The organism is Peribacillus sp. NJ4 (assembly GCF_030348345.1).
GTDB lineage: Bacteria > Bacillota > Bacilli > Bacillales > DSM-1321 > Peribacillus.
Genome location: NZ_JAUCFQ010000002.1, coordinates 100,213 through 126,298, shown reverse-complemented (window position 1 = coordinate 126,298; position 26,086 = coordinate 100,213). Strand labels below are relative to the sequence as shown.

27 protein-coding genes are annotated in these 26,086 nt (G+C 39.2%); 9 read left to right on the top strand and 18 right to left on the bottom strand.

The window, feature by feature from the left end; translation table 11 throughout:
• Nucleotides 1-56 precede the first annotated feature (56 nt).
• The 6 genes from QUF94_RS25720 to QUF94_RS25695 form a co-directional block, all read right to left on the bottom strand.
• The gene (locus tag QUF94_RS25720; RefSeq protein WP_289318591.1) at nucleotides 57-224 is read right to left on the bottom strand and encodes a hypothetical protein; all 168 of its coding nucleotides are present in this window, start codon (nucleotides 222-224) and stop codon (nucleotides 57-59) included.
• A gap of 148 nt (nucleotides 225-372) precedes the next feature.
• Nucleotides 373-537, bottom strand: coding sequence for a hypothetical protein (locus QUF94_RS25715; protein ID WP_252210153.1), 165 nt, complete (start codon nucleotides 535-537; stop codon nucleotides 373-375).
• A gap of 252 nt (nucleotides 538-789) precedes the next feature.
• Nucleotides 790-1,077, bottom strand: a complete 288-nt coding sequence (locus QUF94_RS25710; protein WP_289318590.1) for a hypothetical protein — start codon at nucleotides 1,075-1,077, stop codon at nucleotides 790-792.
• Nucleotides 1,078-1,332: 255 nt separating this feature from the next.
• A complete protein-coding gene (locus QUF94_RS25705) occupies nucleotides 1,333-1,503 on the bottom strand; it encodes a hypothetical protein (protein WP_170974059.1) in 171 nt (56 codons plus the stop codon).
• A 490-nt stretch (nucleotides 1,504-1,993) separates the two neighbouring features.
• Entirely contained in the window at nucleotides 1,994-2,287 is a 294-nt protein-coding gene (locus tag QUF94_RS25700) for a DinB family protein (protein WP_289318589.1), read from the bottom strand.
• Between the two features lie 355 nt (nucleotides 2,288-2,642).
• Complete coding sequence (locus QUF94_RS25695; RefSeq protein ID WP_289318588.1) at nucleotides 2,643-2,966, bottom strand: FIMAH domain-containing protein; 324 nt, start codon at nucleotides 2,964-2,966, stop codon at nucleotides 2,643-2,645.
• Nucleotides 2,967-3,336: 370 nt separating this feature from the next.
• Here QUF94_RS25695 and QUF94_RS25690 point away from each other — a divergent pair, with 370 nt between their 5' ends.
• The 6 genes from QUF94_RS25690 to QUF94_RS25665 all read left to right on the top strand — a co-directional run bounded on the left by QUF94_RS25690 (nucleotide 3,337) and on the right by QUF94_RS25665 (nucleotide 6,891).
• A complete protein-coding gene (locus tag QUF94_RS25690; protein ID WP_048683800.1) occupies nucleotides 3,337-3,543 on the top strand; it encodes a DUF1657 domain-containing protein in 207 nt (68 codons plus the stop codon).
• A gap of 143 nt (nucleotides 3,544-3,686) precedes the next feature.
• Nucleotides 3,687-3,893: a DUF1657 domain-containing protein gene (locus QUF94_RS25685; protein ID WP_289318587.1), complete on the top strand. Its 207-nt coding sequence runs from the start codon at nucleotides 3,687-3,689 to the stop codon at nucleotides 3,891-3,893.
• 29 nt (nucleotides 3,894-3,922) lie between these two features.
• Nucleotides 3,923-4,783, top strand: coding sequence for a DUF421 domain-containing protein (locus QUF94_RS25680; protein WP_289318586.1), 861 nt, complete (start codon nucleotides 3,923-3,925; stop codon nucleotides 4,781-4,783).
• Nucleotides 4,784-5,042: 259 nt separating this feature from the next.
• Entirely contained in the window at nucleotides 5,043-5,618 is a 576-nt protein-coding gene (locus QUF94_RS25675; RefSeq protein ID WP_289318585.1) for a YitT family protein, read from the top strand.
• Between the two features lie 236 nt (nucleotides 5,619-5,854).
• Complete coding sequence (locus QUF94_RS25670; RefSeq protein ID WP_289318584.1) at nucleotides 5,855-6,535, top strand: DUF421 domain-containing protein; 681 nt, start codon at nucleotides 5,855-5,857, stop codon at nucleotides 6,533-6,535.
• A 143-nt stretch (nucleotides 6,536-6,678) separates the two neighbouring features.
• A complete protein-coding gene (locus QUF94_RS25665) occupies nucleotides 6,679-6,891 on the top strand; it encodes a hypothetical protein (protein ID WP_289318583.1) in 213 nt (70 codons plus the stop codon).
• Nucleotides 6,892-7,462: 571 nt separating this feature from the next.
• On the opposite strand, the gene QUF94_RS25660 is transcribed toward QUF94_RS25665, so the two are convergent.
• From QUF94_RS25660 to QUF94_RS25605, 12 genes are all read right to left on the bottom strand, one after another.
• Nucleotides 7,463-7,996: a hypothetical protein gene (locus tag QUF94_RS25660; protein WP_289318582.1), complete on the bottom strand. Its 534-nt coding sequence runs from the start codon at nucleotides 7,994-7,996 to the stop codon at nucleotides 7,463-7,465.
• Between the two features lie 17 nt (nucleotides 7,997-8,013).
• Complete coding sequence (locus QUF94_RS25655; protein ID WP_289318581.1) at nucleotides 8,014-9,048, bottom strand: bifunctional lytic transglycosylase/C40 family peptidase; 1,035 nt, start codon at nucleotides 9,046-9,048, stop codon at nucleotides 8,014-8,016.
• An 88-nt stretch (nucleotides 9,049-9,136) separates the two neighbouring features.
• The gene (locus tag QUF94_RS25650) at nucleotides 9,137-11,182 is read right to left on the bottom strand and encodes a CD3337/EF1877 family mobilome membrane protein (protein WP_289318580.1); all 2,046 of its coding nucleotides are present in this window, start codon (nucleotides 11,180-11,182) and stop codon (nucleotides 9,137-9,139) included.
• Between the two features lie 11 nt (nucleotides 11,183-11,193).
• Nucleotides 11,194-11,628, bottom strand: a complete 435-nt coding sequence (locus tag QUF94_RS25645; RefSeq protein ID WP_289318579.1) for a hypothetical protein — start codon at nucleotides 11,626-11,628, stop codon at nucleotides 11,194-11,196.
• Nucleotides 11,625-14,075, bottom strand: a complete 2,451-nt coding sequence (locus tag QUF94_RS25640) for an ATP-binding protein (RefSeq protein WP_289318578.1) — start codon at nucleotides 14,073-14,075, stop codon at nucleotides 11,625-11,627. Before QUF94_RS25640 ends, QUF94_RS25645 begins: the two co-directional genes overlap by 4 nt.
• Before the next feature lie 12 nt (nucleotides 14,076-14,087).
• Nucleotides 14,088-14,477, bottom strand: coding sequence for a TcpE family conjugal transfer membrane protein (locus QUF94_RS25635; RefSeq protein ID WP_289318577.1), 390 nt, complete (start codon nucleotides 14,475-14,477; stop codon nucleotides 14,088-14,090).
• Entirely contained in the window at nucleotides 14,474-14,704 is a 231-nt protein-coding gene (locus tag QUF94_RS25630) for a TcpD family membrane protein (RefSeq protein ID WP_016236199.1), read from the bottom strand. Before QUF94_RS25630 ends, QUF94_RS25635 begins: the two co-directional genes overlap by 4 nt.
• Nucleotides 14,705-14,709: 5 nt before the next feature.
• The gene (locus QUF94_RS25625) at nucleotides 14,710-15,789 is read right to left on the bottom strand and encodes a conjugal transfer protein (RefSeq protein WP_289318576.1); all 1,080 of its coding nucleotides are present in this window, start codon (nucleotides 15,787-15,789) and stop codon (nucleotides 14,710-14,712) included.
• The gene (locus QUF94_RS25620; RefSeq protein WP_289318623.1) at nucleotides 15,776-17,761 is read right to left on the bottom strand and encodes a type IV secretion system DNA-binding domain-containing protein; all 1,986 of its coding nucleotides are present in this window, start codon (nucleotides 17,759-17,761) and stop codon (nucleotides 15,776-15,778) included. Before QUF94_RS25620 ends, QUF94_RS25625 begins: the two co-directional genes overlap by 14 nt.
• Nucleotides 17,730-18,518 (bottom strand): hypothetical protein, encoded by a 789-nt coding sequence (locus QUF94_RS25615; protein ID WP_289318575.1) that lies wholly within the window; start codon nucleotides 18,516-18,518, stop codon nucleotides 17,730-17,732. Before QUF94_RS25615 ends, QUF94_RS25620 begins: the two co-directional genes overlap by 32 nt.
• 1,197 nt (nucleotides 18,519-19,715) lie before the next feature.
• A complete protein-coding gene (locus QUF94_RS25610) occupies nucleotides 19,716-21,266 on the bottom strand; it encodes a primase C-terminal domain-containing protein (protein WP_289318574.1) in 1,551 nt (516 codons plus the stop codon).
• 200 nt (nucleotides 21,267-21,466) lie between these two features.
• Nucleotides 21,467-21,691, bottom strand: a complete 225-nt coding sequence (locus tag QUF94_RS25605; RefSeq protein ID WP_289318573.1) for a hypothetical protein — start codon at nucleotides 21,689-21,691, stop codon at nucleotides 21,467-21,469.
• Nucleotides 21,692-22,320: 629 nt separating this feature from the next.
• On the opposite strand from QUF94_RS25605, the gene QUF94_RS25600 reads away from it, so the two are divergent.
• The 3 genes from QUF94_RS25600 (at nucleotide 22,321) to QUF94_RS25590 (ending at nucleotide 25,910) form a co-directional block, all read left to right on the top strand.
• Entirely contained in the window at nucleotides 22,321-24,177 is a 1,857-nt protein-coding gene (locus tag QUF94_RS25600; protein WP_289318572.1) for a helix-turn-helix domain-containing protein, read from the top strand.
• 161 nt (nucleotides 24,178-24,338) lie between these two features.
• A complete protein-coding gene (locus QUF94_RS25595; RefSeq protein ID WP_289318571.1) occupies nucleotides 24,339-25,481 on the top strand; it encodes a ParM/StbA family protein in 1,143 nt (380 codons plus the stop codon).
• 9 nt (nucleotides 25,482-25,490) lie between these two features.
• Nucleotides 25,491-25,910 carry a hypothetical protein gene (locus tag QUF94_RS25590; RefSeq protein WP_289318570.1) on the top strand — a complete coding sequence of 140 codons (420 nt, stop codon included), beginning with the start codon at nucleotides 25,491-25,493 and terminating at the stop codon, nucleotides 25,908-25,910.
• Nucleotides 25,911-26,086 lie beyond the last annotated feature (176 nt).

The following is a 26,086-nucleotide window of genomic DNA, read 5'->3' as shown; positions in this document are numbered from 1 at the left end:
TTAGTTATTCTTAATGAACTAACGCACCCGTTAGTTCATTAAAGCTAGTTTATTTATTATTTGTGATTTTTCAATATTTGAACCTCTTCTTCTAGTTTATCAATTTTTTGTTGAAGTTTTTTCCTAGGTTCTAAAATCCTTCGACCTAATAAAACGAATAAGCTGGTAATAGCAATAACTACCCCAGCAGAAGCTATAAACAATATCAAGGTAATGTCAAACATAGAAACAACTCCTAATTTGTTTTCATGGTATTTTCATATACGAAAATTGAACAACAAAGTTTTATTTCACTATTAGAAAAAGAGCTGCTGATCAGTTCCTGATAATGAAGTAAAGCACCTGTTGGTTCATTAAGAAAAAAGAGAGAATTTAAATTGAAATAAATCGTCCCCAGTATGCCACCAGAATTAACAAAAATAAGATAGCAGAAATAACAAACACTTTTTTACTGTTATTTTCATCTTCTTCTTTCTTTTGCCACATTTTCTTTCTATATTTCATTTGTACCTTTTTCTTTTTATCATCTAATTTCATATAGAGGGTAGACTCCTTAATGAAAAATAATTAAACGTATTTTACCACAAAAACCCACTTGCCTTAATGAACTAACCTGCCCCGTTAGTTCCATAAGAAAAAGCTGCCTTAAAGACAGCTCCGATCTTCAGCTAACGCACCCGTTAGTTTAAGTACAAACCTTCACAATCCTGCTAACCTGCCCCGTTAAAAAAAGGCTGTCTAAACAACAGCCTGACTATTACACCCCTAAGTTAGTCTTCTTGTATATATTTATGGTCCAAAAAAAATCATAAATAGCATTAGAAATATGTTTAATACTAACAATATCTTACCAAAGAGATTTTTTATTGCTAAAACAGAAAATACAATAGAAATTAAGAATGAAAAAATTGCTAGTTTTGGTGGGAAATACGCAACGTCTAAAATGCCTGACATGGAAAAAAACAAAAGAAAAATGCTAATAAATATAAATATCATTGAAAAAATTAATGCTATCGTAATATAAATAAAAGTCCTGACTTTTTTCAAATGTTGTTTCTCATAACTATTATCAACCATTTTCCCCTCCTGATTTTAATAAAAATTTCCAATAAATACAATTATAACATTTTATAAACTATAGAGTAAGCATTCTTCAACTATCCTGCCCCGTTAGTTCCATAAGAAAAAGCTGCCTTAGAGACAGCTCCGATCTTCAGCTAACGCACCCGTTAGTTCATTAAGAAAAGCGATTCTTATTAAAGAATCGCTCCCGTTTGTTGAACAAAGAATTTTTATTTTTTCTGTTAATCGACTTGAAAAAATAACCAATTTTTATTCATTACAAGCATTAGTTGTTTCGTCACCAAATACTTTGGCAATTGTGTTCGAAATTCCCTGTGCCCCTAAACACATTTTATATTCTGATTCATCCGATATTCCAAAATTAAGGACTATACTTACTATAATTACGAATGATGCTACTGCAAATAATATTTTCTTCACATTGATATCTCCTTTAGACAAGAAATTATTTCCATCAAAAGCGTATCAAAGATTTACTAAGCCGTAAATACAGTTATAGACTTATAAAATATAAGACTTTAGTCGTAACTCCCATGCTATTATTAGATATGTTCCATCTTCTAACTTCCACACTATACTACAGTTATCCTTTTTTTTAGTAACCTGCTTCGTTACTTTAAGTACAAAGTTTCACAATCTCTCCTAAACTTTAACCTAGACATCTAGGTGTTGTTCAACAATATGGCCCTTTAATGGAATAACATGACTGACGTTTTTAAACAACTTTATTATGTTTTAAATTTAATGTCAGTTAACAGTATTCCTTATGGAACTATCCTGCCCCTTTAGTTCATTAAGGGGTAGAGTCAGGAAAATGCGGATTTACAACGTTAAGGAAGTTTCAATATTAAAAAACCTAATTTCTCAGCATTAAATGAGAAATTAGGTTTTTTCATTAATAGAAAAAGACTTATAAGTATTTATCACTAATCACTTTCATATGGTGTAACTCGTGCCCGACAATGCCATATGCAAAGGTACCTATCGAAACTGGGTTGTTCATTACAGTTCCATTACGATCCCACGCTGCATCATCAATGGTTGAAATAAGACTTAACGTGTTGGAGCGTACCGTGTCTAAACCAGCTAGTAGCTGCTCCCAGGATAATTTGTTGAAGTTTGCCGCAGAAACGTATTGATCCTGATCCATTGCTGGGAGTGGTGCACTTTCATTTCGTGCAATGGCAAGCATTCGATACGACATACAAGAATCCTCCTCATCGGAATAGTTAATTATGGTTCTAGGCTAATATTCGACTGTCAAGAAGATATTTCCTTTATTTGATATTTAATTACATTACCGCAAAATAATTGCAAATTAAACAACTTTATTATCTCTGTACAACTGATTTATGCAGTTAACATAATACAGATAATAATGGATTAATTCACTTTTTATTCCACTAACCTGCCCCGTTAGTTGCATAAGAAAAAGCTGCCTCAAAGACAGCTCCGTTCTTCAGCTAACGCACCCGTTAGTTGAAGAAGATTACGATATTTTCTACATAAACAAAAGTCAACCTCTCTTCGAGTCTATAATTCAAAATTTTTCCCCTGTTTCAATCTTCTGATTCACTTTCTTCGTAAACCTCTGATTCACTTTCGCACCCGATTTGGTTACGAATAAGTGTTGCACAATCAATTAATGATTGACCTTGTTCGGGAGTTAGCACTCCTGCGTTTATCAAACCGTTTACCTCGTTGATGAATGCTTGAAGTTGATTACAGGCTGCATGGGGCTGACCTTTATTCAATGAATTGATGGCTGCATTAAGTTTTACAATTAAGGAGTTACTTTGACCACTATTTAAAACACCAGCATTGTGCAATGCATTGATTTCATTAATGAGGTCTTGGATCTGTTGCTGAGGTGACTTAAGCACCACTGTAACAGCAAAGGTGCAAGTGCTGCTATTTTTTAGGAATAAATCCAGCTAGGCATAAAACAGAAGGGTTAAGTTTAGATCCATGCTTTTCACAACTCATCATACATAAGGAAATACATGGGGATAAAGTATTCGTACCATTAGATTTAAAAAGAATTTGGAATCGTTTATAGTAATGAAAAATAGCAACCGTGTGGATATAAACGGTTGCTATTTTATATTTTTAGGAAAAAGATGCAACTTACTACCAATTACTTCTGATGATGGGTTTTAGGCATGAAAATATGGATAAATTTTAAAGGTATATAAAGCTCTATTTTCACCATTCTAAAAGAGTATATCTTTATAAAAAAAGGAGGCGTTATTCATGACAGTAATCAATGACGTTAAGACAACTGTGGCAGGTTTGAAAAGTGCTCAGGCTAGCTTCGAAACTTTTTCACTGGGTACGGACAACGAACAAGCAAAGCAGCTTTACCAAGATGCTGCTAAACAAACTCAATCCGTTATAGACAGCATTGAACCACGTATTCAACAAATCGAACAAGAAGAACCCCAATACAAACAACAATAATGAAAAGCTAGGAAAGGTTGGTTGAGTATCAACCAACCTTTTTTACCTTCAATGATAAAACAAAGGGGTTGATTTCATGAAAGACAAAATAAACCAATTAACCTTTATTACTAACTGTTATCGGATTAGGCTCAGGATGTAAGATGACCATCGGATCGGAAGTAAAGCAATGTCTTGCCAACCTAAAAGGCGTAGAAGCCAGTTTATCGAGTTTAGCATTACGGACAAATGAAAACGAATCCAAACAAATCTTACATGAAACGATGATGGTAGTGAACGAAGTAGTGATAGATTTGAAAAAAAGGGTGGGAGAATTGGAGAGTGAGGAATTCCAGTATAAAGGGTTTTAAAATAACGTATAAAAAGGAGGTGTTATGTAGTGCCTGATTGGTTAGATGTATTTGTACGGGCTTTGTTGTTTTTAATTATACTTTTTTTAGTAACTAAATTGTTAGGTAAAAAGCAACTATCTCAACTGTCTTACTTTGAGTATGTGGTTGGGATAACCATAGGTAGTATTGGGGCAGAAGTGATTACGGGACTTGAACGAAATATTTCAGTGGGGATTATAGGGATTGTAACCACTGCAGCAATACCTTTCATAGTTGGATTAATTACTTTGAAAAGCAAACTGCTTCGGGATCTTGTAGAAGGAAAAGGAACTGTTTTTATCAAAGATGGAAAAATCATGGAAGATAATTTGAAAAAGGAACGATATACAACGGATGAATTGTTAGAATTACTTCGAAAAAAGGATGTCTTTCAGGTGTCTGATGTAGAATTCGCGGCATTAGAGGCAACTGGAGATTTATCCGTTATGTTGAAGAAAGAGAACCAGCCTTTAACGGCAAAGGATTTAAACTTGGTGGTTGCTTCAGTTAAAGAGCCTCAGACCGTCATAATGGATGGTGAAATATTGGATGAACCACTTGCGACGATTGGACGAAGTCGAGGTTGGTTACACACTGAATTAGAAAAATTAGGGGTCACCATTGAAAATGTCTTTCTTGGACAAATAAATTCTTATGGAGAACTAACGGTGGACCTTTTTGATGATATATTGCAAGTACCATCTCCTCAAGAAAGGCCTTTACTTCTTTCGACCATGAAAAAATGCCAAGCAGACTTAGAATTATTTGCACTAGGAACAGAAAATAAAGATGCTAAGCAGTTATATGAAAAAAACAGTAAAAAACTACAAAAAGCTATTGATAAAGTTGCGTATATCTTAAAAAGTTGATTGTATAATCGGTTTTATAAGTTCATAGGTTATTTCATTAGTTCCAAAAATATAGGAGGCAAATAAATGCCTCCTAAAATTCACCCAAAAGTTGTCAAACGTAATGCAGTAAAAGGAGATGTATATGTAAACTAAAGGGAAATTCAACTTGTCACGCCCATTTTTTTTAAAAGGTTGCTTTCAACTTATACAAATCTCAGCCTCATTCTGGAATCATATGCTTGTACATATATTAGCAATAAACATATGATAAAAGGTGATGTATATTCTTCAGAAAATCACGGCTATCCTTATAGGTAGTCTATTGTTGAGTATCGGAATAAACGGCTTTTTAGTTCCTCATCATTTATTAGATGGAGGGATTACAGGCATTGCACTCATCATTCATTATTACTTTGATTTTCTAACAGGTTTAGCCATGTTTCTTTTAAGCATCCCTCTGTGCATATTCGCGTGGATTAATGAACGAACGTTCTTTTATAATAGCTTTCTCGGTTTAATTTTTGCTTCTATGTTCATTGATTGCCTAGCCCCTTTAAGAAACCAATTTTCCCTTTCTATTTTCCCGAGTATGTTAATAGGAGGAGGATTAATTGGAATCGGAGTAGGAATCATGCTTCGATTTGAGGCAAGTACCGGAGGAACCGACTTGTTAGCTCAAATTATATCGAAAGCTATGTCCGTAAATATAGGGGTCGTTATTTTCATGATAGATGGTCTAATTGTAACGTCGGCGTTTAAAATGTTAGAGTTAAAAGCTTTCCTTTTTTCTGGCTTAACTATTTGTATAATTGGAATGATTACATCTTTAATGGCTAGCCCATCGAATAGGTAAGGAATGGAACCATTGAGACCTAGAAGATTGAATGAGATCATTGCATTACCCTTCCCGGTAAAGATTTTCCTATTTTAATAAATAACTTATTTCATAAAGTGCTTGATAACTTGGCTTGAAGTTAGATTTTCTTCAATTGTATATAAGTTGTCCACCTTGGTAAGTATGTTTTCATGGTTTTGTGACAGAATAGTATTTGTCTTTTTATTAGGAAGCATTAAAATGAGGTTGAAAAAATGTTCACTTTTATTGGGAAGTTAATTCTGCTTTTTGGTCTAGTGATTTTGGCAATGCGCTGTATGGGAAAGACTGTACTGGCTCAGTTGACCCCGCCTAATCTTGCGGCCATTGTGTTTCTTGTCACGTTGTCCGTCAGTCCTATCAAAGCCGACGGAATTGGACAGACCATTGCAGGAATCATTACCATTGTCATCATGTATCTGTTGTTTTCCAGATTAAGTCTTTTTCGCAGGTTAAATCGAATGTTCATTGGCCAACCAAGCATTTTAATCAAACATGGGAAAATCTCCAAAAAAGACTTACGGAAAACTCGCTTTTCTCTCGTGGAGCTATTGTCAACCATTCGAGCTGCAGGATATCCGAACATACGGGATATCGATTATGTGATTCTGGAACCGAATGGAGAACTTAGTATATTGCCCAACCAATCTGTTGTTAATTTAACGCCTAGACACTTAAATATTGAAACAGACTATCAAGGACTCCCGATTGCCATGGTTGTCGAAGGGAAAATCCAGCATAAAAATTTAAGATTAATCCAAAAGGATGAAAAATGGCTTCAGGAAGAATTGACAACCCAAGGATTTCACCAAATCAATAACATCTTTTATGCGGCCGTCACTGATAAAGATCATTCTTTAATCGTTGACAACGGTAACGATAATCAAAATGCGTAATTTACATACACCTATTTTCTATAGGAAGAGAAAAAAATTGCTCAAATAAAACCAACATTTTTTTTGGTTTTTCCCGGTTATAAAAAGACTGAGCTTGGTAAAGATATAAAAGTAATTTAAAATAATACAAAGGGAAGATTCTAATGGCTCAAAATCAAATTGACGTAAACCAATTAAATCAAGCTAAAGCAAATGTGACCCTTACCCAAAGTTTACTAACTCAAGCAATTGAGAAATCATCTTCAGACCCAACTTTAGCTCAAGAAGCAATCAAACAAATTGCTAATGAGATTGCACAAGCTCAAACAGCAGTAAGTCAAGTGCAAAGTGCATTTTTAGCCCAAAAATCTGAATAAAAACATTTAATTTTCTCCTGTAGCTTATTAAATTTTCAGGTTTTTTTCTTAGAGGGGTCCTACCACATAGCCATCAAGCCAAGATTCTAAGGTATCCCCAAAACGAAATTTTTATCTCTCTCTAGTTGTTTATGAGAATTTAGCTCATTTTTTTCGTTTTTGGGGTAACCAGTTTCCGTTTTGCTATCTGTACCCCTCAATCAAGCCAATATTCCCTATAGTAGGAAATCGGCTTTTCTTATCCAGAAATTGTCTTAGCATATAATATCTGCGTTTTACCAGCAGGACCCTTATAAACATAACTGTATTATTTAAAAGAGCATGCAATTACAGCATACTCCTAATTTTTGGATTTACTCAAACCTTTCAAACTGCTGTTTTCTTTTGAAGTGGAGAAGACGGTTAATAGGCATTCATCGGAATCATCCGTACTTATTTGGATTATTCAACCAAATTGATAACGCCATGTAAGTTCCTTTGAGGAGACCTCTTACCCAAATTCCCAGTAGCAGATTCTATAGTTGAGAGTTGTTTTTAAATAGGAATTTAAAGTGAATGCCAAAATCCTCTTTTATTTCCCTTCCGTTAATTGTCCAATAAATTCAACATCATCTACCTTCCAGCCTTGATCTTTCACAAATATGAGCGAAGTTTTAACGATAACCGTTTCGGTGGCAGCCACATTGTTAAATTCCGTAGTGAGTTTAAATTCATTAAAAAATTCAGCTTCCGTCTTCGATAACTGGTATTCAAAAGGCTTCAGTCCTATCATGGCTGATTGGACGGACTCATTCGAATCCGGAAGTTCCGTTCCGGAAGGATGGGTCGCTTTGAATCCTTGATCGGTCATGAATGGTTCAACTTTTTTATATCGTTCGGCAGTGGTTTGATAAGAGAAAAAACTTTCAAGAAACTGGCGATTCACCTTTAAAGCATCCGTGTTTTGGATAGAGGATAGGGATTGAATCTGCTCTTCATAGTTACCCTGGTTGGTCCTGACTTCATTCAGCTGTGACCGCAGAGAGAATATATACATGATGACCAAAGTAGCCATGACGAATACTATCATCATAAACAAGAAATTTTTCTTTTGGGTTGACTCCATGCCCTGCACCTCCATTTCTAGATCCGTCTAAAACCTAGGAAAGGATATAATTTTTTCCATTCTTCAACGGCCGAATAAGAAGTACCACCACTGCTATTGGCATTGATAAATTGACCGTTCCCCACATACATGCCAACGTGCGAAGCACCGGGCTTATAGGTGGAGAAAAAAACGAGATCACCCGGTTTTATTTGGTCTTCAGGAACCGGCTTTGTTTTGATGTACTGCGATTGAGCTGTCCCGTACATATCCATGCCAACCTGTGCAAAGGCATATTCCAGCAGCCCACTGCAGTCGAACCCTCCTGCTGCTGGTGTCCTGCCTCCCCATACATAGGGTCTGCCGAGGTACTGTTTCATTATGTTATGAACTTCCTCTACATCAAAAGATTGCGAACCGTCCCCCATGACAACCACGCTGTCCTTTCCACCGTTGTAATATTGCATGACATGGTCCACATAATTCACATCACCATAACGGCTCCACCCTTCCCTTGCAGCCATACTATGACTAAACTGGATGGCTACTTCCTTGGAATAGCCTCCACGCTCCAATGCGTATCCAATAAATCCATTTCCAAAGTTATAGCTTTGCAAAGCTAGGTTTACATCACCTTTGGCTTGCTTCATCACTTCTGCAAAATGGTTCACGCCTACCTGAATGGAATACTCCGGGTCGGTAATGGCACCGGGTGGGAGCCCGATAGATTCGGAAGATTGCATCACATCTAATTCACGTCCACCAGACTCCTGTTGAATCATGGCCATGATAAGCCCGACATATTCCCCCACCCCATTTTGTTCCGCATATTTCCGAATTAACGGCTCGTATCGCATGACTTCAGAAGACACTCGCGCTATTCCTCCTGCTCCTTCACCGGACATCCCTGATTCAAACTGGTCCTCACCGCCCAGGCTGATTAAAATGAACAAGGCAAATCCGAAAAGCGATGTAAGGAGAACAAGGATGCCTACTAGGATCCAAGTGATGGGGTTTTTGAGAATGGCAATGGTTCCAGCTGCTTTTACACCTTTCTTTAAAACGCCTTGCATAGGAACTCCTTTCTAAAAAGAGATTCTGACTAAACAATAGGTGTGGATGTTCACAAACATACCTGTCATGACTAATCCTCTCGAATTATCATTCTCGATCCTTTTCGGTTTCCTTGGCTTTGGGTTTCCTGCCCTCCGAACGTTTGACGGATATGGAAGGTAATACTTTTGCTTTTCTAGCATCCATCTTCTTTTGAATTTCCCATTGCGTTAGGTGTTTGCCTGGCTCTCTTGAGGCTGCTGCTTCTTGTTTGCTTTCCATTTTTGTAGCTGGATTACGATGCGAGGAAGGTTGATTTCCAGGGTCATGTACCCCCTCTGTCCGTTGCCAAGAAGGCTTAGGCTGTTCTTGTTTTCTACTTTCTTGTCTAGTTGAATCCGGAGGCTTCACACCAGGCTTCCGGGCTTCCGAAACCGTACGTTCAGAACTTCGTGAAGGTTGTCCACCGACTGGTCCTTTGCCTGTTGCCCCTTCCCCCTTTTCACTTTTATAATCCTTTAAATCAATCGCAGCTCCCGCATTTCGTGAAGCTGATCGGTTGGCCATGCCTGTATTCAAACCCGTTGCTGTATTTACCGAGCCCTTACCAGTTGCTTGTTGGCCATGTAACCCTACACTTGGTTTTTGAGATGTATTCTCGCCAACCACTTTTCTGTGTTCTGACCTTCTACTGTTTGCTATGGGTGAATTGGTAAAGGTCTTTCGGCCCGTACCTTCTTTTCTCGACTGATATTCTTCTTGACGCTTTTTATTTTGGTGGCCTCTATAAGCTTTGGCGACCATTCTTTTGGCTCCCTTGAATCCTGATTCACCAGCATCACCCATCTTATCAAGTGTATTGGTTGTCGCTCTCTCGACCACTTGTTGACCTTGAATCATACCAGCAGAAGCAACTTCAAAGATTTCGGAACGGTATTTGAATAATCCCCAAATGGTCATGCAGATAAGAAAGACGACAAAGACATACCCTTCTACACCATTCGTCACTTTTACGGATTCATACAGCAATGTGACAAGTCCAGTAATAACGGCAATCAAAAGGACTAATCCCGCTTTCATAAGTAATACGCCCACAAGCTTCTTCCCGTGATTCAAGGCCGTTTCACTATAAGAAGGAATGACGGAAAGAACTAATGGTATGGCTGTGAAAATGACTAACGCCAAGAACCATACTTGAAGTAAAAACTTAAAGGTCCCTAATAACAGGACTGGAATGGAAAGTGCAATGGTTGAAAGAATCGTGACAATCAAGTATCCGAACCGTTCACCGCTAAAACTGGATGACATTTGTTTGTTTTCATATGTTTTAACTTCGTCTTCAATTACTACTTTACGTTGCTCTTTCCCTTCCTCTGTATTTGGTTTTATTTCTAAAAGGCTATCAACTCTGTTCGGATCCTCGCTTACTACATCAGATTCTTTGGTAGAACCATAATTCATGAGTAAATATGGACGCTTCACCATTAAGTTAAATAGTTGATTTTCCAACACCGCAATTCCTTCTTTGGAATCATAGGCAGCATTGCTGTCAAACTCATCAGAACTGACCAAAACGTTTGCAGAGCTTGTAATTCCTTCGAGCTCCGCCCCCCGATCATTCAGCCATTTAATGTTTCCGGTTGTATCTGAATAAAACCAAAAAGTAATAACCATGATAGACATAGCTCCAAGGATTGATTTCACCGCATGGCCGACCTGTTGATTTACAAGGTAACGCCAGGCAGCTGTACCTCCCACTAAAATAACAAACAAGGATAAAAACGTTCCGGACATGATTTCATAGATTCGCTCACTCATGATTGCAGCTTCATCAACAATGATCCCAATCAAATCAAAGGACATCAGCTGGTTAACCGAATATAAAGTAAAACTGGCAATGGTTTTATTAAATCCCCACATTCCTTGATTAATGGCATGTAACGCATTATCGCCTGCTTCCTTGATACCGTCACCGATATCTGCTTCCATCTGATAATGATAGAGAGGATATTCCTTACCTTCCAATGTCACACGTCCCACTGTTTCCTCTTTTTTCGGAACAGTAGGGGCCGCATCTTCTGCAACGGAAGATGTAGGCAAGAGAAGAAACAACAGCACTAAACAAAAGCCTAGGCCTTGTTTAAGGGTTTGCATCCAATCCCTCCTTATTTGCAGTTAATGCAGGCTTCCCTGTCAAACTTCTCTGATATATCTTCACGGACGATATCCAAACTATTGCTTTTATCAATTTTCCATTCATCATCTTTTTTTCTAATCAACAATTCGTCTTTAACTGCATTTGCTCCAATAGGACTTTTAAAATCGGTAAAAACATAATACTGCTCTAAACTTTCGTCATAATAAATTTCATACCGGATATTTCCATACTTTAATCCGGAATCCTTTTTATCTCTAGATTTATGAACTTCGAAAGAACCTTCCTCGTAAAGGAGTTCCTGTTCTCTTTCATAGTCAGTATCAAAATAAGCCTTTTCCCATTCGTAAGCTAGTTTCGAAATATCTTCAGAAGTTGATGCGCCTTGATTACAACCGGATAAAAGTGCCATCAAAGCAATATAAGGGATGAATATTCTTTTCACATGAACGCCTCCTCGGTCTCTGCCCTTCCACGATCACTTTCTTTTGTATTGAAGGCGCTGATCCACTCATCAAACAAGACATCCGTCTGAATCTTGGCCGTTCGCCCGTACATATCCTCAATAATGCATTGGCCTTCCGAAAGGTTTTTCAGCATATCCCGGTTGGCCTTGTTATCTTCCATCCCGAGGAATTCAATGATGTTCCCAGCTTCTTCGGTTGTTTTCGCTTTAAAGGCAAACTTCGTGCCTATATTCTCTTTGATCTGTGGTTTGTTATATTCATAGGTGGACTGTGTGACGATATAAACGGCAGAACGTAAGGAACGTCCTGTACGAAGTAATTCATTGATTAGGCGATCCCCGGCACCCGTATTCATGAGCATCCATGCTTCCTCAAACACCGTCATCTTGACGACCGAATCATCCCGCGCGAATTTCGTTGCGAACTTGGCCAGTGGCTGCATGAGGGCAACGGCAATGTGTTCATCCCTCGTAGCCGCCCTTTCGCCTTCGTCCGGAAGATTTAAGTTTTGAATCTGCAAGATATTCACTTGCTCATCAAGACTGATTCCGACAACATCACCTTCTGAAAACATCAGTTTTGCAACCCCGTTTGTTCCAATCTCATAAAGTAGATCTCCCACATTTTTGATGTCTTGATCCTCGACTGCCTGCAAATAACGTACGACTTTCAGAAGGCCTGGCTTCTCTTCCTGTTGAAGGACATGACGAACCCCTTTATAAATGGCCGTTTTCACATTCCTTTCATTCGATTGAAGCTCCGATAAGTATTCAAGCACGCTAACGGCTGCATCCTGCGCCTCTTCCCCTTCAAGGAAGGTAAGTGGATCTAGCTTTCCAGCATCCTTCTTCTCGCTTGATAGAGTGATATAGTTGAAACTCTCAATTAATTCTTGAAAGAAGGGGGCGGTACGCTTCATTTCAGGCGTGAGGGCTTGCTTGAATTTCTTTTCCACCTCGTCCTTCGGGTCCGTCATCAGGACTTTCGCTCCGAAAAAGACGGCATTTAATAAAATATCTTTTAGTAGATATGATTTCCCCATCCCTGTGGGTCCCGAGATGGTCACATGCGGGGAGGAATACTTGGATCCCTTTAAGCCCAAGTGGGCTAGGAACGGATGGTAAAAGACGAGAGAGGGAGAGCTTTCCATACTTTCCCCATCATGCGATAAATTCTTACCAAGATAGAATCCCACGGTATTTCCGATTTTTCGTGTAAGGGAGAAAAGGGATTCGGCAAAGGATTCAGGCGTAAGGATCTGCTCCCAATCCCCTGCTATAATTTTGGCTGCTGGTAACGATTGATGGAATAAAAGGAGTTGGTCGGCAAGTGGCTGCACAAGTTCAATTTGCTGATCCTTAAAATCTGATTTGAGCCTTCTAGCTCGTTTTCGGACTTCTTCTTTGGTTGGACCATATACAACAAAATGGATGTGCGTTCTAAGAAGTGGTTTTCCTTGGTTTTTAATTTCATTTTCAAGTTCATGCAGGAGCTCACGTCCTGTATTGATTAAACTGTCGTCATCCTCATTCGCTTCAATCAATTGAGCGTCCTGATCGCGAAATCTCTTTTTGATGGTATTGGTTTGGTTCTCATCCTCTTTTTTTCTTTTGTAAATGGTCCGCATATTGACTTCTACCGGAAATTGATAGGATTGAAAAAAGTAAGCCCACTCCTTATGGCTTAGATCAACCGGAAATTCTGAAACTGGAAGGAAAGCACACCATGATTCATCATCCAGTTGACTAATATGGAGATACCCGGCTTTCCCTGGGTCGAGAATGCCTTCTGTCAGGCTGTAGACACTTCCGTCACCGTCAGGCTGTTTCTGACCCCTTACGAACTGGTGACGGATGATATAGCGTAATTCCTTTTCTTTCACCCTGAAAGCTCCTAGATAATGATTTAAGGTCGTAAAAGCATCTTCCTCGGATTCCTCGAACATACTGGCTGTAAGATCGTCCACCTCATGCCCTTCAAAACCGGCAAGTTTTTGCAAATAACGGTTCATGCTTTTAAAGGAAGAAGTAAAGGTGCTGATGATCGTTTCATCCAGCTCCCTTTTCTTTAACTTCACGCCTACAAAAAATTTGTACTCGACGATATGTTTAGCTTCTTCACGTAAGATTTCCTTTGCCCGTTCCGCATAATATTTTCCTGTTTCGGCATATTTGCCTTCATATTGTTGTTGCAGGTTGTCCATACGCTTATCAATATCAACGGGTATCGGCACGATTTTATAGTCAATTTCCTCGAAGGCCGCCAATTGCCAAGCGAGCCTTTGAAGACGGTTCACCAGATTATTTTCAGCCTCATGCTCATTCACGCCTACCGTATTTTCATGGAGTCGATAGTAAGACCAAGCCTCCATCTCATGCGTATAGATCACATTGTCTTTATAAGATTGAATCGGAAATTGGATCACGGGATCACCCCCTTATTGGAATCGCTCGTATGACTGTGCTTTCTTCACCTGTGGTTGGTATACGGGTTTATGGCTGCTGTAACTAAATCGTTTCGAATACAAATATCGGAAGTACCCAATAAAGAAACGATCAAGTCGTTTACCATCCAATTTGCTTCGACAGATTGCGCCTGCGATCATCCAAGGCAACACGGCATAAAAAGCCAGCTGCAACGTCGTTGGAAGGACTTGGTTGATGCTCCCTCTGAAAAGAAAGAAGACACTGAAAAGCATGAGGGCAACCATGATTTGCCTAATCTCAATCCCTTTGGAAAAGACGAGGGATTTTTCATTTTTTCCAATTTTCCAAATTTTCAAGGGATATTTAAAGAATTTCCGGTAGCTATAAGCAGCTGACCTCATGAAAGCCCTCCACTTTTCACTTGATTCCAAATGGCATTGGCCATGCTTTCGAATTCACCCGGATTAGAGACAATCACATAGCAAACGACTGCAAAGATGAAGCTAGAGAAGAACATGCCCCAACGTTGGGATATGAAAGCTCGAACAATCATGACAACCATAACAATGAACAAGACCGCCGCTACCTGAGACGACACGTAATCTGTAAGACCTGTAATATCTGGCATGAAAATCATCCTCCTTTAGTGTGTTTTAATTCATGAACATAAAATTTATTATTTTGCTTGCTCACAACCAGGGTAAACGGGTGCTTCGATTGTAGCCCCGTATTCGTCTCTTGTAAGAGGACCAGCGTCTTCACGATGTATTGCCCTTTTTTCTCCCCGTCATAGACCACAAAGCCTTCCAGGCCCTTATACTCGTATAGGTCTTTAAGAGACTCGGGGGTTTCCATGAGATACGACATTTCCTCAGTAGAATTAGTCGTATAAGAAGTGAAAAATTGTGTCGCGAACTGCTGAAGTTCACTCTCTACCTCAGTATTCTTGTCTGCCTTGTCGGTTTTATCAGCAATGGCCGTCAATCGAGTCTCATTCGGAAGAGCTTGATAGTACGGCTGTTCCATTACGTTAAAGAAATTCCCGTCTGTGCCAAGCCGAACGACAATCATTTGCTGTTTCTTTCCTAGCGATTCATCTTTCCTAGTGGTCTTTTCTTCTTTCACGACCTCTACTTTGCCGTTTTTGTTTTTCTTCTTCACTTCCACCTGTTCTTTTTTCTCGACGATCTTGAAAAGTTCATATTCTATACGATACACATAACTGGCCGCTGCTTCCGAAATATCTTTCACATCATATAAACTAGCACTCTTCAAAACTCGTTTCCCTTTAAACTCAGAAAGGTTTTCCAACTGTCCAACTTCTAACCCTTCTGCAAGAAAGCTTTGGAGTGCCTTGGATCGTTCTTCTCGCTGCTTTTCGTCATCGGGTACGTTGATATAAGTATCAATAAACTGTCTGGAATAATCTTCACCAGCTGGTGAATTGGCGAAACCCACTTCATTCAGGCTCGCGATCTGTGCCGCGGCTTTATCTTGGTATCCATTAACCTTCTCGTTCAGGAAGCCTGTCCGGGACCATGATAGAAAGGTCAAAAAGATCACCCCTAAAAGTACAACCCAGAATACAAAGCTAAAGGCCATTCGTCCATTAAATCGCGACGACTTGAGTCGTCTTTCATCTTTCATCACTTTCTTGCGCCCTCGGTCTGCATTATTCTTCACCCCATGCTTGAGCGTATCAAGAAGCTTCATTTGGTGGAATCCCCCCTAACTCTAGTGCGTTTCGAACATAGACTCGTCGGAAATAGGTATCACCCATATCTTCTTCTACCATTTTACGATTGATGAAAATTTCACCGATTTGCAAATTCTTGATCTCGCTCGGATTCGCCTTGAACCGTTCTACATCCCGAACCGTTCCCATCGTTGCTTCATAACGGATCCGGGGATATTTTTTTTCGATCTGCTGCGTTATTTCCTGGTCGGAATACGTACCAAAAACTTGGGCGATCCGTTCGGCGTCTTTGGAGGAATTGACACGGCCTGTTGCGATAATATTGCAGTTGGAAATGATTTGCTCCGGCATGATCGGGTCAATGGCATCAATATCGGACAACGTTTGGGTGGAGATAATGCACTCAAAGCCAGCAGAACGTGATTTATTGACGATATCCACGATCCTGCGGTCACCATAGGCAGAAAACTCATCATACACACCAAAAATCGATTTACGCCCTTGGGCTTGTCTATAAGCTACCAAACTATTTACATCCAAAATGATCATTTTTCCAATCTTTTTAATGTATTCGGCATATCGGCTTCCGGAAATGCTGAAAATGACGACGTCGTTATGATCCGTAATTTTTTGAAGATCAATGCCGTTCTCCCTTTCCACAAATAAATGACCAAGATCGGATTCTAGGAGCTCACCCAGTTGCATTTTCAATCGTGTCAGGCATCCCTCCACAATTTCTTCCGGAAATTCGTCATCTAACACCTTTTTTATACGCTGCATGCCCTCTTCAAGCTTTGTAACATATCGCTTCCGTTTTTCTACCACCATTTTTTTGACCGTTTCTTTCTTTGGTTCCGCATTGGCTATAAAACCGCTTAAATCGTCATCCGTTGTAGATGGCGCCTGCCTTTCGACGATGACTTCTTCCTCTACTTCCACCTCGAACTCTTCTTCGATTTCAACTTGGCTGCTATGTTCCCTGAAAAATTCGCTCATGTATTTATGATTGGTTAATTTCGCAATCGTCTTGATGTCTCTTGGAACCCCTGCCTCATCAATCAACTTGACCACCAATTGCAAATAACGGGAAGCAATATCGGTATAGTAAGCCCCATCCCCTTCATTCGAAAAGCTAAAAAGCGACATGAGCTTATCTCGTGTTTCGGTTGGGGTACCATTCTTGATCGGATTGTACGTGAGATTGTCCATTTCGGAAAATAGATACACTTTCCTGCCATAGGCTTCACACAAGGCCTTAAATTCAAGCATCGACTTCCTTTCGCCCTTCCCATCCATGAAAATAACCGGTTTTTCCTGTTGCAAAGCCGCTTCCATTAGGGAGGCAATCAACGTAGTCTTTCCAGTACCGGTTCCTCCTGTTGCTAGCATGTGATAATTGAGCTCTTTTGAATGAAGCGTTACACGCTCTTTAAAATCGGAGTACCCGACAAACACTTCTTTGGACGGTTTATGTCGATACTGTTTCTGCTTCTTATTCAAAAACTTCACTCGTTTTTTGCGGAAAGCCTTATATTTCTGCTCTTCTTTTTGCTTCTTCACCTCACCAGATTTGGTGGTCACTCGCTTTTTCCAAAAGTATTTGGCGAAGATAAAAAATCCAAATGAGAATAGAAAGGCTAAACCGAGTAAAACAAGATAGGAAGTACTGGTCACGGCAATGGTGTCCCCCTGATTGAGGAATCTTTCCAAAGCATCTGACATATAAGGAATGTTCATGTCTGAAATCAATCCAAAATAACTGAGGAGCCGCCCTGTTTGAAATTGCCAAAACAAAAGGATGACTCCGGCTGCAAGGATAACGTAGGAGATCCAATCCCGCTTAAAGAGGGTAAGGATCGCAAAAATCAGCATTCCAAGCATGGCAGGAAGAAAAAACAAGACTCCAATTATGCCGATTAATCCATAAATCACTAGATCGCCAACGATCTGATCGGTTTCAGTCTGCTTCGGCTCTCCCTGGCTTTCCATCGGTTCCAACCGGCAACACCTCTTCCCAACGTTCTTCCAAAATGATAGAAGGTACATTACGCACAGTAATCTTGCTGGCATTAATTAACCGCTGTTTGGCCTGATTGATCACATTATGAATTTTTACGTCATTCGCAAAATAGATCACCTGATCGTAGGAGTAAAGCTGATGGTCCTGTCGTCCACCGGAAAGCATGTCATCAAACATCTTAAACTTGTAATCATAGCGTTTACGATCTTTCTTGCTCAATTCCAGCTCAACCCAAGTGGTAGTCACATTCCCATCTGTTCCTTTAAAAAAGAAAACGGCATCTGGTATGCGGTCTCGATTATCATTGTAGGCCTTCAATTTACTTCGATTATCTCCTTCTCCTATCATAGAAAAACGAATTTCTCTCTCTGTCCGATATTTAAAGTCAACGGCCTGCTTTTCCGATTGTAGTTCGTAAAAAAGAATCAAGTCGGTAATAAGAAGATCATGCTGCATGGTGTAGATCGTTGCCTTATTTGGAACAGTTACATTGACATTCGTTAATTTCCTGGCCTCAATCGTTCCAAGATATACCCCTACTTTATGTGCAATGCGTTCATGCTTGACAAACTTTTGGCCTTCTAATTTTCGTAGCCTGCGATAAACACGGTGAATGTTCGGCTCCCTGAATTTCAACATGATTTGTTTGGCCGTCACCATACCATTCCTCAAAATAAACGATAAATACTCCAAATCTTTCTCTTTCAACGAAGTGTACTTTAGCATTACCAAAAATATCATCCTCTTCTAGAAAATATAGAAACCACTCTCCCTCTTAAAGTTTACCAAAATAGTTATTATTTTCATAAATAAAACCGCAAGTAAAACCACAACTAATAAAATAAATGATTGAAGTATTTTCAGGCCCAGCCAAAACACTACATCTAAGAAAAATCCATAAAACAGTTAAGCTCTTATTTAGTCAACAACCACAAGAAGAATGGATTAAAAATGTATGTTTATACAATCCTTTAAAATAATATTGCCCTTGTTAAACCCTCTACATTAATCTCCCATTCCTACCATTTCTCCACTTTCTTATTCCCTTGACCTTGAAATAGATCTTGAACTTTTTTATTCTTGAACTTGATATTTGACCTTGAACTAAATCACTTGAACTTAATTCTTATCTCTTCAACTACCTAACCATCACTCCTCCACATTATCTAATAATCTAACCTGACCACCCCCATCACACTTTGAATACCTACGCCTTTAGTTGAGTAGCAGAAGACCTCGGCTATGTTTACGTAGTATGGGCGAGGTCTTCTGCGGGTAACGAGAATGAACAGGGGGTGTTCGCCCCTTGTGTGATTGGGGTGGTCGTCGTTTTAAGACCACAAATAATAAAGACATTCATTACCCTTCCATTTACGTATAGGAATCTATATTATTTGCTATTTTTTTACTTATTTTCAGTCTACTAGACGTACATTTGTTTGGCAATGATTGTAAAGAGAATTGATTAAAAATTACCATATTTTTGGATGTTAACTTGTGTAGTATCACCTACACGGACTTAAAATCTAATACTAAAATCACCTACTCATAAAACACAATAAGGACTAAAGATACCTAGTTTAAGTTTCTTGATGAAAACAACTAAAGGATACTGAAGATGTAAGATCATCTTTTTAGATCCCAAGAAAACCCACAAACTAAGCACCCTAATATGCAGTAAATAATGAATAAAAATAAATAATTAACAGTTAACCAAGCGTCTACTACTCTCCCCACAAAATTCATTTTCTAACCATGCAAACACCATTACATGCCCTGAATAAAATTAAGTAAACAAGATTGATCATCAAAACTTTAACACCCCAGCCCCAAAACACGACAAGTATAAGAAACAGCAGTAGTTCTTAGAAAACCAAGAAGAAGGATACTATAGATATGTAATGGCAGACTGGCTTATTATTTTCAAGAAGTCATCTTATCCGGCGGAGAAGCCCCGGAACTATACATTATGTCCACTTCATGCGTCAGCAATTCGGCTTCCAATGTGGGTATTGGAAGGGCTGCAGTAAATTGATTCGGATGGGGCAGCAATTCGGCAAACGTCAGCTGGGATTGGCGAATGTGATTTCTACGTAACAGCAACAAGCTCCTGAATAGCATGGAACGGCTGGCCAGTTTAGTGACTGCCCCGCGTCCGCGGCCTATCGTAAACTTTTTGAGTTTACTAGATTGCTTGCAGACCTCTTTAAGCGTGGATAGGGGCATCCCAAAGATTTCAGCAAGGTTTTTCAAAGACGCCCCCAAAAATGGCCTTTCAGGGCTTGTGTGAGTCTCCAGATAGGCTATGATATCCTCTTCCCACTCCTTATAATGGGAACGTACACGTTCTTCACGTGGCTTTTTGAATTTATACCACCCTTCCTTTCCCTTGAATTTAGCTTGTCCATCTGTCCAAAGGTCCAATAAGCCTTCCACATATGAACGTTTTACGCCCTTATATTTGCCTGAATACGCACTCTTCAGGATACGTTCGAATTCTCTTTTATTAAGTGGTTGTTTCAGGTTACTGTTGAATTGATCAAGTTCATCATAAGCTTCTTCGATTGCCTTACCACTCGCATAATTGGCAAGTGCAAGTGTCATGAGCGCATTATTACGGCTGGAGCCATAATGCCCCTTCTCGATGTGTGTAGCACAAATAAGCGCACGATACCAGTCCGAGGATGTTTGATCGATTGCTGTTGTATTCTTGTTGTAGACAACACGCAGGAAGTTCCTATTCTCCTGCTCTTCATACTTTTTGGACCAGGTAAGCAATAGGCTTGTATTGGCAGGTTGGTCATAGAAGTCCAGTACATTATCTTCTCTAGGGATGCGGTAGAAGCCGAAAGGGATACATCCAGTATCGACCGGTACATATTTCTTAAGCGCCTTTCGAATATTTTCCGACAGGCGCTCGGCCACTCTTAAAGCCTTGTAATCGTGTTTTTTGTTTATGTGGAAGGGAGTTTCCAGGACAAAGAAGACCTGGAATCCCCTTGGCGTTTCCAGCAGAAGATTTGGCCTTGGCAATCCCAATTCTTCACATCCAAGATAAAGGGCGTACAAATCCACTTCCTTCGAATCTATATCAAGTCCTATGACATGGATTTGTTTAAGGTTTTCACGCTGATGCCCCTTGATGATGCGGTTTTTAAAATCATAGTATGTACCACCTCGGTAGGTATTGGGTGTCCAGTGTGACAGGGTTTGATACTTTTCCTGTAGCGTTTCATAAGAGGTCACGACGTAGCCTTTTCCCTCCACAAGTTCGGCCTTGGATGGCGATACAAAGACCACGCCTTTATGATTCTTGGATTCGCTTATAGATTTCTCGTATGCAACCACCCTGCTTATAGGCTGGCGGGTACCCTTTTTTTTGTATAGAAGCAATCCATCATGGGTCATAAATTGTATGATGTCAACGATTGAATGGAGACCTCTTTTATGATTTTCTGCCAATGGAGTTCCCATGATTCGCACCTTCCTCCTAATACTTGAATACAAACAGCCAAAGTTAATATAAATTGCACCGATTTCCACTTCTTGCATGGAACTTTTTGTTGAATAAAGTATATCGAACTCGACTTTTGAAAAAGGGTGCTCTCTAAGGGAAATGCACCAAAAATAAAAATGCCCCTGAGACCTAGAGCCCCAAGGGATAGAAAAAAATATTAAATTTTTTTATTATGCAGGTTCCGCTCGCTTTTTGCACCAAAAAGGCCGATAATGGACCAATTGTGCACATATATCAAATTGAATGGGTTACTGAAAAAGCCTGTCATATCGAACTTTATTAACGTTGAGCCAAAAGTGATGCCAAACAGGTTCCGCTCACCTTTGTGGGCTTGTGGTGCATTTTTGATATACAGGTTCCGCTCAATCTCTAAATATTTCATCAAAAGTTGAGTGCAATTTTAAGATAACAAAAGTAAATCGATGCTGAATGGTTGTTTCACCAACGTTTGACCCTCCTACACAGGTTCCGCTCACTTCGTCTCCGAAAATATAAGTTTGGTGCATTTCTTTCATAAGATAGTACACAGGTTCCGCTCGAATTCAGTGAATTGGTGCATATTTTACTCAACTTCCCTAAAGCGATTTCAAAATAGAATTTTTCTAAGAATTCATATTCACTAAAAATGTGCCACATATAGGGTATATGTGGTGCATTTATTCTATAAATGGTACACAGGTTCCGCTCACAGCTAGAATAATGGTGCATTTCTTTGAATGCTGAAGTTCATTTGAAAAATAAAAAAGTGATAATAATGAAGAGGCAAACTATTATCACTTTTTCTTTAAAGCGTTCAGCTAGGGAATTCCTTATTAATTGAGGTGTTTAGTTAATTAGACTGTAACTGGTGCATTTGCACCATTATTTCGAAACCTGTGTAGTAAATGGTGCATTTACTCTTCGAAATGTGGTCCACTCTTGTTATAATGATAAGAAAGTGGTGCATTTTAGATGAAAAGGTTCTAATCTTTCCACCCAAGGATTCCTGCAATAGAGAGGATGGGGTTGTTGTTGAGGTATCACGATATACATGATCGTATGATTTTAAACTATGAGTTTCTGAAAATTTCTATTTTCGAAGAAACCAAGATTTTGTTTGAAGATCGTCCTTATATTTTGGATAAATGGAAACAGGAAGCCTATCGTATGACGGAGGAAGAGGTAAAAAATCAGGTTCCGGGCTTTACCATGGGACCAAGTTTCCGAGCCTTATTTTCCTTGTTCACTCAAACGTTATACTTCGAAAAACTTATAACAAAAGAAATGATAAAAAAGGCCGTGGACAGTTATCAGGATACAATCAAGGTTATCTTGGCCGGCCATTTCATACATGAATTTCCGATGGATGAGATAAAACGCAGTACCAATGAAGAGAAAATAAGCGAAGCCTTGAGCCGCCACTATATCTATTCAAGCATGGATATTGATTATCATTTAATGAGAGACATCGTGACAAAGAAAAAGGACTTTAAAAAAGGAGAGGCTGGTCTCTTGGCAACCGAGATTATAGACAATCGTGGACAGGTTAGGGGATTGGCTGAAATAAGGCCCCCAGAATCACAGAAAGCTGAGCTAGCCTCCGATCAACAGGAAATGTGGCTTGAACTGATAGAATCTACTATAAATTCATTGGATGAAATGACCGCCGACCTCTTTGACTTAATTACATATTTATGGATGGTCTCGCCCAAGTCCGTTGACGGGTATATTGAATTCCATAGCAATGATGCCTTACAGCTTAGGAACCTGAAGAAAAGGACAGCACAAGGACGGGAACTGGACTTCCGCGAGGAAGATCGCTTCAATATCATGAAACGGGTTGCTGCACTTTCAAGCATTTGGATCTCTCTGGGCAATCAACAGGTAAAAGTGATCAACACCCAGGATATCCAGGACAATGAACTTTATGAATTCAAGGATTTCCAGAGAATGTTCGAAATCGGGAAAATCCGTGTTGCTTATGATAAAAAGACCGGGGAAGCGAAAGGGATATATGCGGTACAGGTAAAGCCATCCCCTGTTCTTACCCCTTACTTAGATGGACCCAATCGCACACTTGGCTTGTTGGATTTAAAGGTGTTTCAGTATAGCCACTACACACAGCGCGAACACAAGCGATTGACCCGCTACCTAAATCTACAGTGGAAAATCAGGACCATTAGAAGGTCCTTGCATCAGCCGTTTAAGGTCTCTACCCTATTGAAAATAATGGACATATCCAGTCGATATAATGGAGTGCAAAAAAGGGATAAGTTTGAAAACGTTTTGGATGAATTGCAAAAGGACAGCGTGATCAGTAGCTGGAGCTACACCGAGGAGATCGATGAGGAACAAGTTGGAAAAAAAGGATGGTTCCAAGGCTATTGGACCAAGTTGAACGTGCTTATTCTACCAACGGACATAGTCGTTAAAGAGAACCAGAAAAAAATGATGATAGATTCAAACCGCTTGGTGAATGAGGAAATTATTGAACGGATGAATCAGATAAGTCACGAAAATTCGATTTCAGAAGACCTTTTTTTCTCCCAGGACTTTTCACTAAATGAGTTGGCTCCGACACTTGAAATAGAAGACTCCTTTGAGGTTCCGTCCAAAGTGACCTCCGTGATCACCAGTAGCATTCCGAAGACAGAGCAGCAGGCGTTTCATTTTGGACCGGAAAAGGAATTGGCGCTTTCTCCTGAGACGATGAGAGAGATGATGGACTCCCAAAATATGAGTATCCGACAGACAGCAGAGGAAATCGGCATTTCCCACTCTACCCTTTCGCGATACCTCAGAAAGGAAAATAAGCGTCAAAACAACAAGAACGATGAAAAAATGCTCAATTGGATAAAAGAAAAATCCAAACGACAAAACTCTAATTGATTAATCGTTAGAGTTTTGTCGTTTTGTTTACTCCCTACGTGGAACAGGGAATTTTCAATTGCATGCAATTTGCATTCAAATTTGACAGTTGCATACAAAAAGCATACAATGAGATTAGATTTCAATGAAAATAAATGAAACCGAGGAGGAATTTATTAAAAATGGCTAGATTTGTATCAGTTGATGTTGGTAATGATGCGGTTAAAGGATTCTTGGGAAGTATTGAAAATCGTGTATACATACCAAACGTCATTGCAGAAGTGCAGGACCGGGAAATTGTGGAGATGGAAAAAAACATATTGAATGGATTACATGTGGAGATTACTTCATCCGCCTTAAAAAATAAAAACGGAAGTTTTGCAGTCGGAAAGTTAGCATCCAAGTATCCAAATAATGACGAATTAACGCCAGATCAAGATAAATCCGAGAGTGACCAACCTGTCATCATGCTATTGACAACCCTTGCTTATGATGCCGTGGAACAATTTCCTGAAGAAGATGGTGTTATTGAAGCAACTTATTACTTATCAACAGGATTGCCCTTGGATGAAACTAAACAAGGAAAAGCTAAAGACTTCCGAAAAAAATTAAAAAACTCCCAACATGAAGTAAAATTCTTAAAAACCCCTTCTCTAGAAGGTAAAATAGTTCGGATTAAATTCGAGCAAATCCTTGTGAATACGGAAGGATTCGCAGCATTTGTGGATTTAACAACAAATAATGACGGTTCTACCAAAAACGAAGAACTCATGGGAAAAACAATCCTCATCAACGATATTGGGGGCTTATCAACAGACTCAGCCATCATTACCGATGAAGCTGAAGTGGATAATGAATACAGCAATGGAATAAAAAGAGGTGTATCCACCTATTTGGATAATATTATCAAGAAAGTGTATTCCAAATACAAATACACTATTAAAAGTAGACGCACACTCGTAGAAATCATCACGAATGAACAGCCTGATGAACAATATCATATCTGGGTTAATGGGAATAGAGTCTCCATAAAAGATATTATTGATGAAGAATTATCCGTTTTAGCCAAAGAAGAATATAAATTAATTAAAGATATGTGGCGGAATGTACCAGACATAAGGCTGGCATATCAAATTGGTGGCGGATCCTTGGTGTTAAAACCTTACTTGAATACCCTGAATCAAGCTGACAAAAACTACCCTCTCCGTTTCGTTTCGGAAGATGATAGCGTATGGATGATTACACGAGCCTATTTTAAAATTCTGCTTATGTATTTACAAAGTAAAGGGATATCTACACAAGACGTGGCAGCTGCAAAAGAGTGATATAAATCCATGGAACAATTTGAACCTGGAAAAACCATCTCTTTTCGCTTACCCTCTGACACCCCTTTACATGTCAGTGAGTATTTAATAAACAGGAAAAAGAAATTAGGCAGGAAATTCAGTAGTGAAATAGCTCCGATCTTTGTTAAGGCGATTTCGCAAAAAGCATTGGGGAATACAGATAGTGATCAAATCACCATTAGTCTGCCCGAAGGTTTGACAGATGAACAAAAGGAATGGATGAACCATCCTAATACAAGGGCATTGATTAGTCAACTTCTTTATCAGGTAGTGACCAAGTCTAATAAAGCCTTTGAATTTAATCAGACTCCTGAAAATAAGCAAGAAGAAAAAAACGCCTTTAAAGCAAATGCAGCCATTCAAAAATTTGCACAAAAAACATTCTTAGATTTTGACGACGACGACTAACCCTATCCTTTGATGGGGTTTTTCCTGTTATAGACAAAATCAGTCAAAATCAGAGAAAGGACATTGCTTATATAAAGTCAAATACATATAGAAAGCTTTATAGAGCACAAACAACCTGTATTCTTTTAGAATGTTACTCCTCCCCCAAGGTTGCACCAAACGAATCACTTTATATA

Bases quoted from the DNA above. Each gene is read 5' to 3' on its own strand.
- QUF94_RS25720 (WP_289318591.1), bottom strand. From the start codon at position 224: ATGTTTGACATTACCTTGATATTGTTTATAGCTTCTGCTGGGGTAGTT.
- QUF94_RS25715 (WP_252210153.1), bottom strand. From the start codon at position 537: ATGAAATTAGATGATAAAAAGAAAAAGGTACAAATGAAATATAGAAAG.
- QUF94_RS25710 (WP_289318590.1), bottom strand. From the start codon at position 1,077: ATGGTTGATAATAGTTATGAGAAACAACATTTGAAAAAAGTCAGGACT.
- QUF94_RS25700 (WP_289318589.1), bottom strand. From the start codon at position 2,287: ATGTCGTATCGAATGCTTGCCATTGCACGAAATGAAAGTGCACCACTC.
- QUF94_RS25690 (WP_048683800.1), top strand. From the start codon at position 3,337: ATGACAGTAATCAATGACGTTAAGACAACTGTGGCAGGTTTGAAAAGT.
- QUF94_RS25685 (WP_289318587.1), top strand. From the start codon at position 3,687: ATGACCATCGGATCGGAAGTAAAGCAATGTCTTGCCAACCTAAAAGGC.
- QUF94_RS25675 (WP_289318585.1), top strand. From the start codon at position 5,043: ATGTATATTCTTCAGAAAATCACGGCTATCCTTATAGGTAGTCTATTG.
- QUF94_RS25670 (WP_289318584.1), top strand. From the start codon at position 5,855: ATGTTCACTTTTATTGGGAAGTTAATTCTGCTTTTTGGTCTAGTGATT.
- QUF94_RS25665 (WP_289318583.1), top strand. From the start codon at position 6,679: ATGGCTCAAAATCAAATTGACGTAAACCAATTAAATCAAGCTAAAGCA.
- QUF94_RS25660 (WP_289318582.1), bottom strand. From the start codon at position 7,996: ATGGAGTCAACCCAAAAGAAAAATTTCTTGTTTATGATGATAGTATTC.
- QUF94_RS25655 (WP_289318581.1), bottom strand. From the start codon at position 9,048: ATGCAAGGCGTTTTAAAGAAAGGTGTAAAAGCAGCTGGAACCATTGCC.
- QUF94_RS25650 (WP_289318580.1), bottom strand. From the start codon at position 11,182: ATGCAAACCCTTAAACAAGGCCTAGGCTTTTGTTTAGTGCTGTTGTTT.
- QUF94_RS25635 (WP_289318577.1), bottom strand. From the start codon at position 14,477: ATGAGGTCAGCTGCTTATAGCTACCGGAAATTCTTTAAATATCCCTTG.
- QUF94_RS25630 (WP_016236199.1), bottom strand. From the start codon at position 14,704: ATGCCAGATATTACAGGTCTTACAGATTACGTGTCGTCTCAGGTAGCG.
- QUF94_RS25625 (WP_289318576.1), bottom strand. From the start codon at position 15,789: ATGAAGCTTCTTGATACGCTCAAGCATGGGGTGAAGAATAATGCAGAC.
- QUF94_RS25620 (WP_289318623.1), bottom strand. From the start codon at position 17,761: ATGGAAAGCCAGGGAGAGCCGAAGCAGACTGAAACCGATCAGATCGTT.
- QUF94_RS25615 (WP_289318575.1), bottom strand. From the start codon at position 18,518: ATGCTAAAGTACACTTCGTTGAAAGAGAAAGATTTGGAGTATTTATCG.
- QUF94_RS25610 (WP_289318574.1), bottom strand. From the start codon at position 21,266: ATGGGAACTCCATTGGCAGAAAATCATAAAAGAGGTCTCCATTCAATC.
- QUF94_RS25605 (WP_289318573.1), bottom strand. From the start codon at position 21,691: ATGAAATATTTAGAGATTGAGCGGAACCTGTATATCAAAAATGCACCA.
- QUF94_RS25595 (WP_289318571.1), top strand. From the start codon at position 24,339: ATGGCTAGATTTGTATCAGTTGATGTTGGTAATGATGCGGTTAAAGGA.
- QUF94_RS25590 (WP_289318570.1), top strand. From the start codon at position 25,491: ATGGAACAATTTGAACCTGGAAAAACCATCTCTTTTCGCTTACCCTCT.